Here is an 18463-nt window from a genome sequence, read left to right as displayed (position 1 = left end):
TAGCTTTTTAAATAAGTCCAATTTCATATTTTTCCATATTATCATATGCTGATATTTCTAGCTTTAGCCCAAGATCTTCCGGATCTTGTGACAATATGATGCTATAGAGAAACTTTTGCGCTTCGTCTTCCAGATCCCACGGAGCATGCTGATGGTTCATGTACCATGTTTTACCGGACCAGAATTCATTATTTCTAATATCATCAACATTGTGTGGTTCCAGCTTCTCTTGTCCATAACTATCAGCTCCGTATATTAACTCTAATTCATCAACTAGAATTAGAACGTTCGAGAGATCAATGGCATTTGTACTGTAATAGGTCAGCAAGGTGTGCGTTGAGGTATTGTATTCTTTTTCATCACTGAACAATCGTACAGCTAAGCGATTAAAAATCTCGAATTCTGATTCTATAAGCTCAAATTCATAGTCTATGAATTTGATTTTTTCATTTTCAAAGGTTGGTTTTTCAGATAGGGGATTTTCATAATCCAGTAATCTTGGAGAATGTTTCAGTAGCTGAATGAGTGTTCCGTTTTCCCTCCTTACAGCATCCAGTATCTTCTCTTTTTTTAGCCTAAATGATAGCAACAATTGTCTTAAAGGATTGAGCTTATAATTAAGAGTAACCATGAATTCTCCTGCATCCCAAAGATGCAATAATTCATCTCCAGCATTTTTATATCGTCCTTTTGCTAATTCCGCGACTTTTTTTATATCATTAAAACTACTGAATTTATGGTCTGCAAGAACTCCTCCTCCCAATGTATTCTTTAATAGCGAAAAAAGCTCAAGGATCATATGGTGGTTTTCAATCTCTTCATAAAACATCATTTGCGTTTCCCCTTTATCATTGTGTTTTATGTGGAGGGATTTAAATATTCCAAAGAAGGTTCTCTCAAAAATTACTTCTACCTTATTCACTCCATCTGCAATATCGTCTGAGTTTTGCATGAGCATCTCAAATGGAACTTCGCGCAAAGAACCCTTGGATAATCTGAGAGCGTTTAGGTAATTTGATTTGTCGTTATTAAGTTCTTCAATAAATTTAATTAACTCCCCAGAGTTGGGTTTTTTAGGATTAAAAAAGTTGAGGCGATTCATAGTTACCCTAATGTAAGCATTTATAATAACAGTTGAAAATGTCTCGTCCTACTATAGCTTGTCATTAACACAATTCCGAAAAACATTTACAATAATTTCTTTTTCCAGTACTGTCCCTCAATCTTGTTCTTCAACACTTTTCAAAATTTACTATTGCCTCGCAATGTTCATATAGGGTCGATTTTCCGTGGGTTGACTCTACTGGTAAAGCCTTGAGAGATCAAGGCTTTTTTTGTTTCTAAGCTTTTTACTCTGGATTTGAAAAAACCATTTATCTGACCTTAATCATTTATAGGAATAACCATTTTTTCCATCATCTCAAATTTCAAAAGCGATTCCCTGGTTAATTCCTTTTATTATACAAACCGTTAATTACTGGTCTATACTTCTTATAGATTCGTTGCGCTACCTCTACCGAATTGCCTGTAGCTGTATCCGCATAAGTTTCTGTACTGTTTACCCAGTTCCACTCCCAGTTTTTTATTTGCTCATCAAAAAACTTTTGGTCCACAGGCTTCTTGAGTTTTGCTTGCTGATTAACATATTTAAAAAATTGCTCCCAGCGAGGTTTGTAATAGCCGCTTAGCATACCCGACCATTGCCTACACGAGTATTCGCTCAAGGTGCTATTTTTATCGCCCCATAAGGTTATTAAATTGCGGGCATTCTTTTCAAAAAGCTTCTTTTCGGTGGGTGTTGTTCCCCATTTCTTAGCATCATTAAGCCATTTACCCAATAAAAAATCTTTACGAGTTGCAAGCAATTTATCAGTATCGTCTATAACCATTAAAAACTCACTGGTCTTTTTGTTAAATTTTGCTACATCACCAGCTTTATAAGCTGCCGCAAATTGTTGTTGAAGAGTGTCGGCATAATTTACTAATACCTGTCTAGTAACATCAACCAAATCATAGCTAAAGCCATCACTGGCTTTAAGTTCCGCAGATGCTTCTACTAAATTTCCCCAGGCTGGTAAAAGTGCTTCAGGGTTATAGTTTTTTTGCGGACGGGTGCCCCGTGATGTTTTTGCAAAGGTTGGTCTGCCTGTAATTATTGATTCGGGGCCGCCAGGTAGAATACCCCCAGTGTATACTGTTTTATGCAATACTTCCCACGCGCTCTCGGCATTCTTGTTAATTCTACCATAACGACGACGAGTATAAGCTTTTAACCAAGCGTTAACGTCAATGGGCGTATTACGCCACACATTCTCTAGAAATAACTGGTACACTGCAGGGTTTTGTTCAATGGCTTCGGGCGTTAGGCCTATACCAGCCATTTTGCCAGAGGCAGGATCGTTCATCGCCGCTACCGGATCGCTGGCCACATTGTCCATGCGGCCATACATGCTAATGTTTCCGCCAAAATTGTGAAGCATGCACCATATCCAAGGCTTGCCATAATAGGCTTGCGTGCGGTTCCATACTGGGTGGTTTTCGCTCCAAAGATCGAGTATGATCATACGGTTGTTGGGCACTGCGTTTAGTAACGCTTTAATTTGTGCTGGTTGCCAAAATTTTTCATGGTGATGAAAAAGCCAGCCTTGCATAACCCAGGTAGCCTTGTTATCGGCGGCAGTCATCGATTCAAAAACTTTTTTACTTACATCGTGCAAATAGGTTGTATCATTAGTGGGCGGCATGTTCTCATTAAAAGTATCTGCCGTGTATAAATGATCGGTACCAAATGTGCGGATTTCCTCTTCAATAAATTTTCGGCCAATAGTAGTAAACATCGAATCATTAGGATCTAAAATGTATACATCTGGAAATGTAGTCCAATGCGTTTTTTTTAACTTAGCATTTGGAAACCTATCTTTAAACGATGGGGGTACATGCCCTGTAAAAGCAGGTAAAATGGGTGTCATCCCTAATGATCGTTCGCGGGCCAGTATTTTCTTCTGTAACTCTTCATGCCCCTTAATTATGCTATTAGGCAAAGGACCTCCCCAACCATCTAGGTTGCCCATAAAAAACCAGTTGAAATAGGCCGGACCACTAAAAAATGCTTCCAGCTCTTTATCGGTAAACCCCATACCTTTGTATACCCTTTGCCACACAGCGTTTTGCCCTGTTATTGCCAATGGCATATTAATTCCGTTAAGCGCCATCCAGTCAATCTCCTGTTGCCAGCGATCCCAATCCCACCAGCTCATAGAATAATTGAATGTGCAGTAATTTAAATAATACCGATACTGGTAGGGCGTTACCTGGGCTATTTTTTGCGGAACCGATGGTAAAGGATTAGGCAAATTAAGATTGGTTCCATTCCAGGTGATATCGCAAAATGCATAGTTTTTAAGGTAATAGTTTAAGGCGCTTGCTGCTGCTATGCCATTAGTACCGCGGATCACTATCTTTCCATTTTTTGATTCCAGCTCAAATCTGTCTTTACCATTTACAGGCTCAATAAACTCTACCTTGAATTTGCTGGCTGCTGTGGGCACAACGCGTTTAATGAGGTCGTAAACGGCAGTTTCTTGATCGTTTTCTGCAATGTGCTGAGTAGCACAAAGCCTTCCTGCTAAAAGCAGGATGGCCAAAGATGCTAGGAATTTAAAACTATTTATCTTCATTAATTCATTTGGAAGGTTACCACCAACGGACGATGGTCAGACGCGTAAGTTTCAGGAATAACAATATGGCTTTTTACGGGCCATGTTGCATTCTTTATAGCAATGTAATCAATAGTCTTAGTTGGGTTAATTACAGGAATTGTACCAGGACAATTTAGGATGCAGGTGCGCTTGAACTGTTGGTCTAAGAGTTTAATGGCTTCAGACGTATCTACACTATTGAGGTCTCCACAAAGTATAATAGGTTCTCGTTTAGCTGATAACTCTTGTAATATAGTTTTCATTTGCAGCGTGCGCGTATCGTTATTACGTTGCGCATCTAAATGGGTGTTAGCTAGTATAAAGGTTTTCCCCGAAGGCATTTTTACCGTCACATAAGCGAGAATACGGTCCTCTCCCGGAAATGCCTCTGGTAAGGAAATACTTTTTATATCGGAAAACGGATGTTTGCTCAGTATCATAGTCCCGTATTCACCTCCATCATGATCAATAGCCCTAAAAAAGTGATATTTCATACCGGTTTTTTGAGCCAGTAGCTTAGCCTCATCAATGCCCCCAGAGCGTTTGGTTAACCTATCAATCTCTTGTAATGCAACCACATCCGGGTTTTCGGCTTTTATAACGTTGGCAATGGCATCCAAATCTATCAACCCTTCTTTAGATGGTGGGTTAGCATGGTGTATATTATAACAAAGAACTTTTAGCTCGTTATTCCCAGATGTCTGGGTCTGATGCGCTGGCATCGTTACCTTATCAGAACAGGCAGTAAACAAGAGCAGCAGAGGCAGTATAAAAAAATAATGTTTCATAAATTAATTAGCTTACAAACAGCAGTCATGTGTACGAACACGACTGCTGTAAGATCATATTACCAGTTTGGATTTTGCCCTAAATTTGGATTTTGTTGTTTTTGGCTAAATGGTACAGGCCATAGGTAGTTTTTGTTCACATCAAACCTTCTGCCAGTATTGACTACAAAATAGCCGTTGGCATCGGTAGGTATGGTGTTTACAAACTGTTGGTTAAAGCTTTCTACCAGGCTTTTTTTCATGCCTTTTACATCCTGAGCCAACAATGAGCCCTGTTTCCAACGAAGTATATCATAGTAACGTTGACCTTCAAAAGCAAGTTCTACCCGGCGTTCTCGGCGTATTTCAGTACGCAGATCAAGGCCTGCGGCGGTCAGCTCGGCAATTACCATGCGTTTCATACCTACACGATCTCGCAGTTTATTAATGGTGTTATCTATATCGGTTTGAGTTAAGGTACCCTGCTCAAATTTAGCTTCAGCATAGGTAAGCAAAACTTCTGCTAACCGAATATGATGAATGTCATTCGCATCCTTGGTTACCGCTCCAACTATTGATATTTCAACATACTTGGTAAAATAAAAGCCAGTTCCAGTAATACAGCCTTTCTTATCGGCGTCCCATTTTGGTGTGTTAAAATTAGCGTTAGTGTCTGCATTGGCATCACCATCGTCACGGCCACCCCAGGCAGCTCCAGGTGAAAGGATGGTTTGTTTCATACGCGGATCTCTGTTTTTGAAAATATCTGCATAAGTTGCTTCGCTATATAACGGCGACTTGTCAATTGGCAGTCCATCCGAACATAAATAACTATCTACAAGCGCTTTAGTTGGACAGAAACGTGAGGTTTGATCGGGCACTTGGCATTCTCGGCTCAGGTTATGTAGGTAAACATCGATTAAATACCTGCGCACTAGGATGGTTTCCTTATTGGTGCCATTTGAAACCTTGCCTTTATAGGTAAATAGATCGTTATAACAAGTTGCAGTTCCGCCCGCTGTATATAGCTGATATAAATTCAAATCCATAACCGCTTTAGAAGCCGTCTCGGCAACCGACCATTTTTCGAAAAATAAAGCCACGCGAGCTTTCCATGCAAAAGCCGCACCCTTGGTGATGCGTCCCAAATCTGCAGCCGCATAGGTTGTAGGTAGGCCAGTAGCGGCTTCATCCAATTCTTTTAATATAAAATCAACCACTTCTGTACGTTTGGTACGTGGCCCATAAATTTCAGTATCACCAATAATTAACGTTTTGGTAATTAATGGTACATCTCCGAACAGGAATACCAGATAAGTATACATGTGTGCACGCATAAAGCGTACTTCACCAGCGTACTGTTTCATTTTAACATCGGTAACACCCTGGGCTTTTTCGTAGTTTTCCAAAAAGTGATTACAACGTCTTATACCATTATAATGGCCAACCCATTCGCTGTTTAATGTACCACGGGTAAAATCATAGTTGCCTGATGATATGGCCTGATAATCGGAACTTGGCGGGTATATTGTGTTATCGCCTAGGTTTTCCATATCAACTGTGTTTTTTGCTTTCAGAAAAGCATATACACCGTTAACTGCTAATTCTAATTGCTGAGGAGTTTTCCAGAAACTTTCGTCTGATATTTGATCTAGAGGTTCTCTGTCTAAAAAGTCTTTTTTACAACCTGCTAAAAACGTTGCCATAAATGATGGAACTGCAATTGCTGATAGGCCATATACACCGGCATTACGTAAAAACGAACGGCGGCCATTTGCTGTAGTATCTTTAGTTTTCATGCTTACTGTAATTTGATGTTTATACCAAAAATGAATGTTTTAACCTGTGGATAAAGGCCGCCGCTGGTACTTGGCGATTCTGGATCGTAGGCATAATAGTAATTTGATTGTGTGAACAGATTATCACCTGATGCATAGAAGCGCAATTGCTGAATACGCAGTTTTTGAGTGAGTTTAGGATTGATAGTATAACCTATCTGCACATTCTTCAAGCGCAGGTACGATGCATTCTGCAACCAATAATCTGAAACAGGTGCAGTGTTACGCGTGTCTTTATAAATAAAGCGGGGATAAGAAGCATTGGTATTTGTAGGGGTCCAGCGGTCTAAATGAATTTCCTGTGGGAAAGCGGCATCAGCGTTATAAGCGTGTAAACCAGGGCCGGTTATATAACCACTATTTTTTCCTACACCCTGTAAAAAGGCGGTAAAGTCAATCCCCTTCCAAGAGGCATCCAATCTAAATGAGTAATTATAGCGTGGAAAAGCATCACCAATTACTTCCCTATCAAGGTCTGCTGTAATTTTTCCATCTCCGTTTAAATCGCGGTATTTAATATCCCCCGGTGCAATTTTACCTGCGTACTGATCCATTATTGCAAATTTGGGAATATATGCACCTGCGGCGTTACGTGTAAAATCGCCTTCCTGTGCAAGCCCGTCTGTGCGGTAACCGTAAAACGCGTTAAGTGGATAGCCAATATCTCTTATACGATCACCAATAGTTGGTGGCACCCCGCCAAGGTCTGTAACTTTATTTTTGATATCGAAAAATATTGCGGTTATACCATATTTGAAATCTTTAATGCGGTCATTCCAACCTAAAGACAATTCATAGCCTTTATTAGACATGCCTCCTGCATTTTGATCAGGAACTGCCAATCCCAAAATGTCTGGTTGAGGTACCTTGATCTGAATGTCGCTTATCTTTTTATTGAACCATTCGCCGGTAAAAGATAAGCGGTTATTTAAAAAAGTAAGATCTAAGCCTATGTTCAACATGCTGGCTTTTTCCCATTCAAGTAATGGGTTTGACAATATGGTTTGAGCAAATGCAGAGGTTGGTGCAGAACCGTTACCAATGGGAGCTGTGCCAACCGAACCAATGGTATTTGCATAAGGATAGTATTCAGAATATGCAGAACCATCAGCACCAAACTGGTTTCCAAGCGTACCATATGAGGCCCTAATTTTACCGTCAGACAACCAACTGATGGTGTTATTCTTAATAAAACTTTCTTCGGTAAAGCGCCAACCTGCTGATACCGACGGGAACATGCCCCATCTGTGTCCTTTAGCATAACGCGATGAACCATCATAACGTAGATTTAATTCTAGGAGATATTTTTCTGAGTAATCATAATTAAGGCGACCAAATATGCCTTGCGTTGCGTATTGATAAGCATCGCCGCCAACGTTGAAATTGGTAGTACCTAAGTTAAGAACTGGTACATTATCATCTACAAAGTTATTGGCACTTGCCGAAAATGCATCGAAACGGTTTGATTCCTGCTGATAACCAGTTAACACTTTAAAGTGGTTTTTATTTAAGTTTAAGCGGTAATCAATTTGCGTAGAAAAGTTCTTGAAGGTTATGGTAGTTGCAATGTTTTGCAGCGAGTTTGGCGATCCTGTAGTATAAATAACCGCATTGGTAACCGGATCGAAGTATTGAATTGTGCGGTTAAAGGTTACACGTTTTTGGCTTGTACCTCTTATGCCATATTGAGAAGTAATATCTAGGTTCTTTAAAACATGCAGCTTACCTACAAAACTCGAGGTAAATTCTTTTGAAACAAAGTTGTTAAAACCACCATCAGTTGCAATAGCTACCGGATTGCTCGATCCACCTCCGTAACCCCAACCACCTGAAGTAAAGCGTACTGGGTTAAGTGGCGACATGGTAAGCGCTGTATAAATTGCGCCGCCTCCCACATCAGTGTTTGAAGATGGTTGGTTTTGATTGCGGTCGAGGTAACTCAAGTTAGCCTCAAGATCTAATATATTGAGTATACGTGCGGTATTAACCTTTAACCTTACATTATCTTTTTTAAACTTGTACTGATCTCCTACCACTAAACCATCTTGATTTTGGCGTCCGTAAGAAACGAAATATTGCACATCTTTGCTGCCGCCACTTACATTAATGTTGTGGTTTTGTTGCGAGGCCGATGATTTTATAAGCTCATTAGGCCAGTCGGTGTTGGCAAAGTAATTAGGATCTGAGCCTTTTCTTGCAATTTCTATCTGGGCATCGGTATAGCTTTTAGGTAAACCAGCATTAATTTGTGCTTCACCCAGCATGGTCATGTAATCAACAGAGCCCAGCATTTTAGGTAATGCGGTAGGTTTTTGAAAACCAAAATAACCGCTGTAAAATAATGTAGGTTTTTGGTCGGGCAAGCCTTTTTTAGTAGTAATTAATATAACACCGTTGGCTGCCCTAGTACCATAAATAGATGATGCAGCTGCATCCTTAAGAACCGAAATAGTTTCTATATCTTCCGGATTGATCCAGTTCATATCCCCTGGCACACCATCAATCAAAATATAAGGATCGGAATTGTTAAAAGTTCCAATACCACGCACCCTTACCTCGCCATGACTAGCGCCAGGCTGCCCTCTTGTTCCAACAACACTTAAACCCGGAACCGTACCCTGTAAACCAGTTGATACAGCTGTAATTGGCCTACTTGCTAATACTTTTTCGTTTACCACCGATACCGCTCCGGTAAGGTTTGCCTTTTTTTGCGTGGCAAAACCTACTACTACTACGGCATTAAGCGATAAGTTGGTAGCTTTTAAATTTGCTGTTACACTACTTTTACCAGCAACGTTAACTACCATATCCTCATAACCTAAAGAGCGTATGGTAATATCGTCGGTTTCTGTAACCAATATGGAAAATTTTCCTTCGGCATCAGTAGTGGTTGCCCTTCCGCTGCTTTTTGAGCTTACGGTAGCACCGGGAATAGGTTCATTCGCAGAAACATCGGTTACAATACCTGTTACAGTTTTAGTACCGGTTGATTGCGAAAAAGCGGTTTGTGAATAAATTGGTATCAACACAGAGAGCAATGTCAGCACCTGGATACACCTAATAATACTGGAACGTAAAATTCCTTTCATAGTCAAATTTTTAGTTAGAGATGAGTTGTTTGTGCCTAATTCGTCAATAAATGTCAACTTTTTCTAAAAATATATGCGCCAAAATTGATAGTATAATAAAATATTAATAATAGCTTAACATCTTTAATAAAATTTTTATTGAAGTTTGACATTCACTGCAATCAAGTAGCACCTAAGTATTAAATTATAGAATGAAGTCCCTTATTATAAGCAAAGACCATATTAGCAAACTAAGTAACATTGATAAAAAGAAGCATATTCAAAAACTAAGGTTACTGAAAACAATTATTGCTTCAGGGCCAAAATCAGTTTCAGACCTGTCAGCTATATTATTTACAAGCACCCCTACCTCCATCCAAATTATAAATGAACTGCTTCACGATGGTATCATCGAAAAAAATGGTTATGGTAAATCAATAGGCGGCCGTAAGCCTGAGCTTTATATGATGAAGCCTAACTCATTATACATTTTAAGTATAGAAATGGAAGGTTTCAAAACTAAAATGGCTATAGTTGATAACAATAACAATATTGTAAGTGGTATACAAAGCTTTCCTTTGGTACTTGCTGATGAAGTAAATGCGGTTGATTTATTGTATAATTATGCTAGGCAACTCATTAAATCATCTGAAATTGATTTTAATAAGTTGATAGGAATTGGCATAAGTATACCTGGCTTAGTAAATACTAAATATGGCAGTAGTTACACTTACATTATAAGCAATCGGCATTTGCAAACGTTGCAACAAGTATTTGAAGAAAAATTTAACAGACCGGTTTTTATACAGAATGATGTTAAAAGCTCGGCATTGGCCGAAAGCAAAGTAGGCCTTGCACAAGACAAAAGAGATGTGTTGGTATTATTGATGGATTGGGGCATTGGTTTGGGCATTATTATGGACGGAGAACTAAGAAGTGGAACCTCAGGATTTGCTGGAGAAATTGGTCACATTCCGTTTGTTGAAGATGGGGCATTATGTTATTGTGGCAAACGTGGTTGTTTAGAAACTGTAGCATCGGGAATTGCTTTGGTGCGCATGGCTAAAGAAGGCATAAAGTCAGGACAGCTTTCAATGCTCAATGAACTGTCTGACCAAGAAATTGACAAGATTGAACCTCACATTGTAATTGATGCCGCCAATCGGGGTGATCAGTATGCTATAAATATATTATCGGATATTGGAAAAAATCTAGGTAAAGCTATTGCCACTCTTATACAATTATTTAATCCAGAGTTAGTTATTTTAGGAGGGAGAATAGCAGAGGCGAAACAATATATCACTACCCCTATTCAACATTCTATAAATATGTACAGCATGGTGCAGTTTACAGAAAACACTAAAATTGTGCTTTCTGAATTGGGGCCTGACGCCGGTATTTTAGGAAATGTGCATACTGTAGTAGAAAAAATATTCGATTACCAAATTGAGTTAATTGGAGCCTAGACAGACAGATCATTGGAACCTAACTAAAAGAAAAGGCTGCCTCCAATTAATGGCTTTATAGGTGAAGCTAGAGTTTTAAGAAAATTAGACCTTCTAAAACCTATTCATTTCCCTCAATTCTTCAATGGGTTGAGTTATATTTCTATATTTGGGAAAGCTCATCACTATTTTGAAATTCCAAAATCTAATCAGAACATACTGGTCCAAATTAATTGGTAATGAAATCCAATATAATATGGAATATCGCATTTTTAATGCAGTAAGTATTTTTTCAGCGATAGGTGCATCTATTAATGCAATTATTAATTTTGCTATTGGTCTAACTTTTTATGGCTATATCATGTTGCCTCTAATAGGCATATTATTATTAGGTTACTATTTATCTCGTTATAAAAATCAGTTAGGTATTGCTGTAGGTATTTTTGCCGTTTCTTTTAATGCATTATGTGGTGGCACTTATTTCGCAGCTGCAGGATCTAATGGTGTAAATCTGTATACATTTATTGTAATCATCTTCATTTTAGCTATTGTTAGTCCTAAAAAGCAATTCTGGATTTGGATACCTTCAACCCTTATTTTTTTAATTGTTCTTTTAACATTAGAATACAATCACCCTGAATATATTAAAACTATTTATGTTGATGAAAACCATAAACTATTAGATCTGTCGCAAACCATTTTTGAGGTAATAATCATGATTATAGTAATTACTATGTTCATGAAGAAGAGCTATAATAGAGAAAAAATACTTGCCTCTAATAGATTGGTAGCTTTGGAAAAGAGTAATGATACCAAGAATAAATTATTTTCTATTGTTGCTCATGATCTAAGAGCACCTCTTGCTTCTATTGAGAATTATCTTTCATTGTTAAATCAGCTGGATCTAAATAAAGAAGAAAAATTAGAAATTGAAAAACAGCTTCTAGCCTCTACCAGACAGACTTCTGAAATGCTACAGAATATTTTATCCTGGTCAAAAGATCAAATGGATGGTATTCATGTTAAGCTAAGTGCAATTGCCGTTTATGAAACATTGCATCATACTTTGCTTCTGCAAAAAAATATAGCTAAAGAAAAAGGAATCAAGTTAAATTATACGATAGCTCAAGATCTAATCGCAATTGCAGATCCAGATATGCTGCAACTTATAATCAGAAATTTAGTAAACAATGCAATTAAATTCTCTTTGCCCAATGGGAAGATTGATCTAATAGCTACTATTAAAAATAACAAATGTTTAATTAGTATAAATGACAACGGAATTGGGATAGATGATGACCAAAAACAGTTAGTATTTTCTCTTAAAAACAAAAGTACTTATGGAACTAACAAAGAAAAAGGCGTAGGACTAGGCTTAAGACTAGCAAAAACTTATGTTGAATTATTAAATGGAGAAATTTGGTTCGAAAGTGATGTTAGCAAAGGAACCACTTTCTATGTTAGTTTAGCTAGTAAGTAGCTATTTTTTCTCTTTTAATTTTGCATAAAACTTCCATCACCTCTACGCATCATTTGTTGTCCATTTCTAGGTCTTGCCCCACTCCATTTTTGTAAACGAATGCTCATCCTAACCATAAAATAGCGACTTAAAGCATTAGTTTTAGTATCTGTAATTGTTCCATCGTCTGTAATGTTACGATTAACGAAATTATTTTGGTTAAGAATATCAAAGGCTTGAAGTGTAAATGAAGCTCTTCGTTTCCAAAACTCTTTCTGCAAATAACTATTAATTACCAATGGATTAGCAGTTACATTCGCATTAATTCCACTTACAAAGTTCTTGCTTGCGCTATAGCCTAAAATCCAACTCTCCCATGCAATAAATTTACCATCAATATTAAACGACAATGTTTTTGTTAAACTTCCAAGCGAGGTTGGTAAGGTATTGCTAGACTTAATAAAACTATAACCTACATTTGGATTAACCTCAATCCATTCATTAGGATTAATACGGGGTCCGAAACGATTGTTCATATTCCAAACAGAGGAGGTATACTCAATATTTCTGCTCATTGCCACATTATGATTGTGGTTTACACTTCCATTTAAGGTAAGGTTATATTTTCTATCTGCCAGTTGCTTGCTGATTGAATAATTACCACCAACCCTATAAACACCAGACATATTTAAAAATCTGGTTTCGTACACTGTAATGTTATCTTGAACAATTTGCACTGAATTTCTCACTACCGCATTATTAACGAACGTTGCATTCATATTAACGGAGTAATTTAATTTAGAGTTGGCTATATAGTTATTATATGCTGCATTAATAGAGTGGTTGAAAGTAACTTTTAGGTTTGGATTACCCACTACTGGACTCTGCGGATTTGATACGTCACGTACAGGTTGAATCTGATCAAAACTAGGTTCATTTGCATTTCCAGAATAATTAATCTGCACGCTGTGTTGACGAGACCATAAATATTGGAACCTTGCAATCGGAATAATATTCAGGATGCTTCTGCGAGTAGTAGTACCCAAGCTAACTTTAGTGCCACTTAATAAACCTGGTACTGCAGTAATCCCAAGTGAAAATCTAAACTTAGAAGCATTACCTAAACCATAACGATAGTTCAATGCTAATCTACTTTGTAAAAACGAATAATCGTAAATATTGCTTAAGGAATCAATAATCTTTGGGTCGCCCGCAGTATTTATGTCACTTGAAATAGCTTTATTATCATAGCCATTATAGTTCATCTGTGCATTAACTTCAAATTGGGACTTTAAATTGATAGGTTCCACATAAGTGATACTTCCACGATAGGTTTTTTGGAGATTATCTCGCTCAATCAGTCGATGTGTTAAAAGTTGACTTTTCACTACATCAGTTGTATCTATATATTCAACTACGTTAGAATTACGGTCTTGTTCGGACTGCTGATTGGCTGTATTTAAGCTAAATTGCATGGAAAGATTCCTTCTCCTATTTTTAGGAAAGATGTGCTGATAGAACAAGGTGGCCTCTAAATTTGGGCGTTTATTCGTACTCGTGTTCGAACCTATTTGATCTTGGTGAATAGCGCCCGTTTGAAACACAGAAAACTCGCTCCCAGATAATGAAGAAGAATAGCTAATCGATGGTGTAAATTTGATGTAGTTATTGCTATCTAAATCTGCCTCTAATTCAAAACTAAAGTTATGGCTCTTACTGTCATTATCTCCTCTGCTATCGTTCGCTATAAATAATGACTGGTTACCTACTGGCCGAGTTGTTAAGCTGCTATTTAAGGTATTTACATTATTAAAATTATAACGGTAGTTGGCATTAACTTCAACCTTTTTCCCTATTTTATCTCTAAAAGAAAATGAACTGTTCCCATTGTTTGTGGTTCCTCCACTTCCTCCCGATGAGTTTCCTCCGCCTCCTCCGCCACCTCCGCCCCCGTTTCCACCACGACCTCCACCACCACCATTGCCTCCATTATCGCCACTATTTGCAACGCCATTAACAGTGTTGTTTAAACGCCCATTTACACCAATGGTTTGATTCCCATTAAGCCTGGTCCCAAAAACAGCCCCTTGGTACCGATCATTATTACCAACACCCCCATTAAGGTTCACTGTATTTCCTACAGATTTATCTGTACGGGTAACAATATTTAATATTTTCTGAGGTTCACCATCTTTCACACCTGTTCTTGCCGCTTGGTCTCCATAATCATCAACAATCTGTACCTTATCTACAATTTCCGCAGGTAAATTCTGCATTGCAGTAGCTACATCGCCACCTAAATAGGTCTTACCGTTAATTTTAGCTTTGGTTACCGGATTTCCCTGATGCACTAAACTTCCATCGGTACCAACCTCCATGCCCTCCATTTTCTTTACCAACTCGTCAACAGTAGCATTTTCTCTTACGATATAATCGCTAGCCTTATACTCAACAGTATCAGTTTTATAAGTTATAGAAGGGGTTCCATTAATTACTACTGCATCTAAGGTTTTAGAATCTCCATTCATAATGATCGGATCCATTACAATTCTAGGAATAGCATCATTTTGTTTATATTTTGCTACAATTGGCTTAAAACCCAAACTGTTAACACTAATTGTATAGGTAGCGGACTTTACGTTTTTGAATACAAAAATCCCATCTGGATTTGTACTTATTACCAGCGTATCTTTCTCAGAAGTTAATCGAACTGTTGTTCCTGGAATACCAACATCAGTAGTGTCTTTTACAATTCCACTAATTTCCCTAGTAGGTAATGGAGGTGGCGTAGTAGCTTTTTGAGGTGATTGTTGGGCATAAACTCCGGTATTTAATCCAGCAATTAAAATAACAAAAGTTAGACCTTTTAATAAGGTAGAAAAAGAAAGCGGCTTGTAAAATTTAGACATGCTGGTTAGTAGCGTTAGCTGATAGTTATTGTTTAATTAAAATATATTTACCCCAAAAATCTGTCGGGCTCATTAAGTCTTGAGAATTATTGCCCCCACCTGCACCTAATCTTCCGCCACCAAAGTTGCCTCCACCACCAAAACCACCGAAACTCATATTACTTAATCCGCTTAATTTTAACTGATACACAAACTCTTTTTTATCCTTAAGATCTATTAAACTTAGCGGAATAGCGAGTTCATAAACGTATTCACCTTTTTGATTAAAATTAGCAACTGCTTTTATTCCATATTCATTATAAATGGAGATTAGGGAATCAGTTATACTTTTAAATCCAGTTACTCTAATTTCCTTTACGCCAGCCAATTGTGCTTTTCTTGCCACTAATGCAATAGAATCCCTCTGCTGTGGATTTTGTTGATTTCTATTTTGAAAACCTCCCTGTCCCCCTTGTCTATTTTGACCTTGGCCAGTTCTTCCTCCTTGATTTCTATTTGCTCGATTTATCAATGGATAGGTTATACTTACACCTTCCTTTTCACGCTTTTTACCTTCGGCATTTATTGTAAAAGTAACACCTCCTAGCATTATCTTATTTGTATTGTTACTATTAGCCGATTTAAGTATTAAATATAAATTCTTATCATCATTAGCTAAAGTATAAAACACCTCAGTTCTTCTATTTTCTGCAGCAAATACATCATTCCATTCAGTTGATTTTCCATCTATTCTTATCCCTGTAGGCGCTATCATTGAAGCCGATTGAATATCTGGCAATTTTTGCGCAAATGATGAGCCTATAATTAAACTAAAAAAACAAATGAAGTAAATTCTTTTCATACGATTAGGCTATTTTTATTGCTAAATTAACAATGATACAGCCTATAGACTTATATAAATTGTAATGGCTTAATAACAAGAGTTAGATTTTTATTTAAATCTGTTGAAGAGAAAATAAAAGTCCTCTAATTCACCTTAAACAACCATTCAGTATAATTATATCGCTAAAATGTTACTAAATAAAAAACCCCTGAAAAATATTCAGGGGTTTCAATTTCTTTATTTTTTGAAAATTTATTTAGCTAATTGATAGCTTTCTGCCATTTTTAAAGCATTGTAAGTATTCACAATTCCCCCACTAACACATATTTCACTAAAGAGAACACGAACATTTTCACCCTTATCGTTTTTATATTTTATTTTATGATCAACTTTTGTAACTGATTTCATAATTATATCCCTTAAATCTACAGGTTTAAGTTGTGGATAATAAGTTAAAATTAAAGCTGCCAATCCAGAAACTACAGGTGACGCCATACTTGTACCATCATACTCCTCATATTTAGAGCCTGGAATTGTAGAATTTATCATAAAACCAGGTGCAAAAACATCAACATTATATTTCCCAAAATTCGAAAAGGAAGCCTTTAGTTCATCATTATCTTTATAAGTACTAGCACCCACCTCAATCCAATTGTTAGCATGAGGTAGTTTAAATTTTACGGTATCTTTAGGTATAGGTTTAACAAATGGATCAGGCCTTCTATTTACTGGTTGCCCAGGCATAGCAGGTTGTTGTCCAGGCATATCTCCAGGTTTGGGAGGAACAAAACCTGTATTTTCCCTTTTTTTATGAGTTTTAGCATAAGCCTCTGCTTCAGGGCTATCATAATACTTATTAGGATAATTTTCTATCGCGTCATTGTCATTGTTATCATTTCCTGCAGCATGAACAAGCAATACTCCTTTGGTTTCTGCATATTTAACAGCTTCATCAACAGCCTTTTTATCCCATTTATAACCTTTCCCAAAACTCATATTAATAATTTTGGCTCCGTTATCTACAGCGTAGCGAATGCCGTTAGCTACATCTTTATCCCTTTCATCTCCTTCTGGCACTACACGGATAGTCATTATACTTACATTATTAGCAACACCTAGAATGCCAATAGCATTATTTCTATCAGCCCCAATAATTCCAGAAACGTGAGTTCCATGGTCGGCATTTGGTCCAGCTACATCATTATTTCCATAGTTACGTTGATTAGAATTACTATAATCATCTCCTACCAATTCAAAACGTTGATCATATTTTATATTCAGATTATATTTCAGCATAACCTCTAGCTCATGATAACCTTTCTTAATCGTAGTATAAAATTTTTCAATACTACCTTCATCTTTAGCCCCTTTTCTTATAATCTTCTTTACATATTCTTCTGTTTCATCATCTGCTTTATATCTTTCAATATCATCCATTGATGGAACATCTTTTTTGTTGATTAGAGCAACAGAGTCCATTACTTTTTTTATGAGGATATATACCGGAAAAGTACTGCTCGCTTCGTCATATTTTTTTCCAAAATCTGTTCTAGCTTTTTGATAAAGGGTATATTCTTTTCTCTCAGTACTATCTAAGATCGTGCTATTGATAACGGATCTGTATTTAGCATCGAATTTTCTCATAATCCTAACTAGCTCTAAGTTATCATAGGCTAAGTTTCCATTTTTTGAGCCTAAAAAATTCCAACCATGTATATCATCAATGTAACCATTACCATCATCATCAATTCCATTACCAGGAATTTCTTTAGGATTGGTCCATAAAACACCTTTTAAATCTTCATGATTGATATCTGTTCCGCCATCAATTACGGCAACAATAACTTTCTGCTTAGGAGTTTTGTTTTTTAGCAACTCATTGTAAGCTTTTTCAGTACTAATACCAAAATAACCAGATGTTGCTAAATCAAGATTGTGCCAATTAGGAGGGAGAACAACATTTTTATCTTGTGCAAAAACGTTAACACCTATCCCAATAAAAAATGCAAAAAATAAACTAATCCTGAATTTCATAATTAAAATGTTTTTAAGACTAACGTAATTTACAATATTACGGTTTTAAAATAGTTAGGATATAAAATTATGTTGATTTAACAAAATTTTAACAAGAATTTCTGGATGTTTGGGATATCCATAAAACAAGAAAGCCGTACAGGTTTCGCTGTACGGCTTCTTTTAAGATCTGGCACCGACCTACTCTCCCACATGTTACTGCAGTACCATCGGCTCTGGCGGGCTTAACTTCTCTGTTCGGAATGGGAAGAGGTGGACACCGCCGATATAGGCACCTGAATATTTTTAATAGCATATAGTGTTCGGTGTATGGTACATGGACACATTGGTCCGACTACCGGGTACTGGGCACTAGTTGCTAAATGACATATTATTGAAAGAAGTTATATTGAAGAACAAACAACAGTCTATTGCTCTTGAAA

The 18463-nt window shown here is 37.2% G+C and carries 10 protein-coding genes and 1 rRNA gene; 2 read left to right on the top strand and 9 right to left on the bottom strand.

Annotation, left to right across the window (positions count from 1 at the left end; translation table 11 throughout):
- Positions 1-7: 7 nt before the first annotated feature.
- The 5 genes from FA048_RS12140 to FA048_RS12120 all read right to left on the bottom strand — a co-directional run bounded on the left by FA048_RS12140 (position 8) and on the right by FA048_RS12120 (position 9392).
- On the bottom strand, positions 8-1102 hold the full coding sequence (locus FA048_RS12140; RefSeq protein WP_136841348.1) for a hypothetical protein: 1095 nt from the start codon (positions 1100-1102) through the stop codon (positions 8-10).
- Between the two features lie 343 nt (positions 1103-1445).
- A complete protein-coding gene (locus FA048_RS12135) occupies positions 1446-3677 on the bottom strand; it encodes an alpha-N-acetylglucosaminidase (RefSeq protein WP_136841346.1) in 2232 nt (743 codons plus the stop codon).
- Entirely contained in the window at positions 3677-4486 is an 810-nt protein-coding gene (locus FA048_RS12130; RefSeq protein WP_136841344.1) for an endonuclease/exonuclease/phosphatase family protein, read from the bottom strand. The genes FA048_RS12135 and FA048_RS12130 overlap by 1 nt, the downstream gene beginning before the upstream one ends.
- 59 nt (positions 4487-4545) lie before the next feature.
- Entirely contained in the window at positions 4546-6264 is a 1719-nt protein-coding gene (locus FA048_RS12125; RefSeq protein WP_136841342.1) for a RagB/SusD family nutrient uptake outer membrane protein, read from the bottom strand.
- A 2-nt stretch (positions 6265-6266) separates the two neighbouring features.
- Positions 6267-9392: a SusC/RagA family TonB-linked outer membrane protein gene (locus FA048_RS12120; RefSeq protein ID WP_136841340.1), complete on the bottom strand. Its 3126-nt coding sequence runs from the start codon at positions 9390-9392 to the stop codon at positions 6267-6269.
- A gap of 191 nt (positions 9393-9583) precedes the next feature.
- Here FA048_RS12120 and FA048_RS12115 point away from each other — a divergent pair, with 191 nt between their 5' ends.
- Both FA048_RS12115 and FA048_RS12110 read left to right on the top strand, forming a co-directional pair.
- Complete coding sequence (locus FA048_RS12115; RefSeq protein WP_136841338.1) at positions 9584-10837, top strand: ROK family protein; 1254 nt, start codon at positions 9584-9586, stop codon at positions 10835-10837.
- Positions 10838-11072: 235 nt separating this feature from the next.
- Positions 11073-12296 carry a sensor histidine kinase gene (locus FA048_RS12110; RefSeq protein WP_136841335.1) on the top strand — a complete coding sequence of 408 codons (1224 nt, stop codon included), beginning with the start codon at positions 11073-11075 and terminating at the stop codon, positions 12294-12296.
- 14 nt (positions 12297-12310) lie between these two features.
- On the opposite strand, the gene FA048_RS12105 is transcribed toward FA048_RS12110, so the two are convergent.
- From FA048_RS12105 to rrf, 4 genes are all read right to left on the bottom strand, one after another.
- Positions 12311-15184: a TonB-dependent receptor gene (locus FA048_RS12105; protein ID WP_136841333.1), complete on the bottom strand. Its 2874-nt coding sequence runs from the start codon at positions 15182-15184 to the stop codon at positions 12311-12313.
- Positions 15185-15209: 25 nt separating this feature from the next.
- Positions 15210-16025 carry a hypothetical protein gene (locus FA048_RS12100; protein WP_136841331.1) on the bottom strand — a complete coding sequence of 272 codons (816 nt, stop codon included), beginning with the start codon at positions 16023-16025 and terminating at the stop codon, positions 15210-15212.
- A 234-nt stretch (positions 16026-16259) separates the two neighbouring features.
- Entirely contained in the window at positions 16260-18041 is a 1782-nt protein-coding gene (locus tag FA048_RS12095) for a S8 family peptidase (RefSeq protein ID WP_136841329.1), read from the bottom strand.
- A gap of 167 nt (positions 18042-18208) precedes the next feature.
- Positions 18209-18320: ribosomal RNA gene (gene rrf / locus FA048_RS12090) — 5S ribosomal RNA — on the bottom strand.
- Positions 18321-18463 lie beyond the last annotated feature (143 nt).

Source organism: Pedobacter polaris, from assembly GCF_005116505.1.
Taxonomy (GTDB): Bacteria; Bacteroidota; Bacteroidia; order Sphingobacteriales; family Sphingobacteriaceae; genus Pedobacter; species Pedobacter polaris.
The sequence above is the reverse complement of the archived record's forward strand: the minus strand, read 5'-3'. Positions and strand labels throughout refer to the sequence as shown.

Bases quoted from the DNA above. Each gene is read 5' to 3' on its own strand.
- FA048_RS12140 (WP_136841348.1), bottom strand. From the start codon at position 1,102: ATGAATCGCCTCAACTTTTTTAATCCTAAAAAACCCAACTCTGGGGAG.
- FA048_RS12135 (WP_136841346.1), bottom strand. From the start codon at position 3,677: ATGAAGATAAATAGTTTTAAATTCCTAGCATCTTTGGCCATCCTGCTT.
- FA048_RS12130 (WP_136841344.1), bottom strand. From the start codon at position 4,486: ATGAAACATTATTTTTTTATACTGCCTCTGCTGCTCTTGTTTACTGCC.
- FA048_RS12125 (WP_136841342.1), bottom strand. From the start codon at position 6,264: ATGAAAACTAAAGATACTACAGCAAATGGCCGCCGTTCGTTTTTACGT.
- FA048_RS12120 (WP_136841340.1), bottom strand. From the start codon at position 9,392: ATGAAAGGAATTTTACGTTCCAGTATTATTAGGTGTATCCAGGTGCTG.
- FA048_RS12115 (WP_136841338.1), top strand. From the start codon at position 9,584: ATGAAGTCCCTTATTATAAGCAAAGACCATATTAGCAAACTAAGTAAC.
- FA048_RS12110 (WP_136841335.1), top strand. From the start codon at position 11,073: ATGGAATATCGCATTTTTAATGCAGTAAGTATTTTTTCAGCGATAGGT.
- FA048_RS12105 (WP_136841333.1), bottom strand. From the start codon at position 15,184: ATGTCTAAATTTTACAAGCCGCTTTCTTTTTCTACCTTATTAAAAGGT.
- FA048_RS12100 (WP_136841331.1), bottom strand. From the start codon at position 16,025: ATGAAAAGAATTTACTTCATTTGTTTTTTTAGTTTAATTATAGGCTCA.
- FA048_RS12095 (WP_136841329.1), bottom strand. From the start codon at position 18,041: ATGAAATTCAGGATTAGTTTATTTTTTGCATTTTTTATTGGGATAGGT.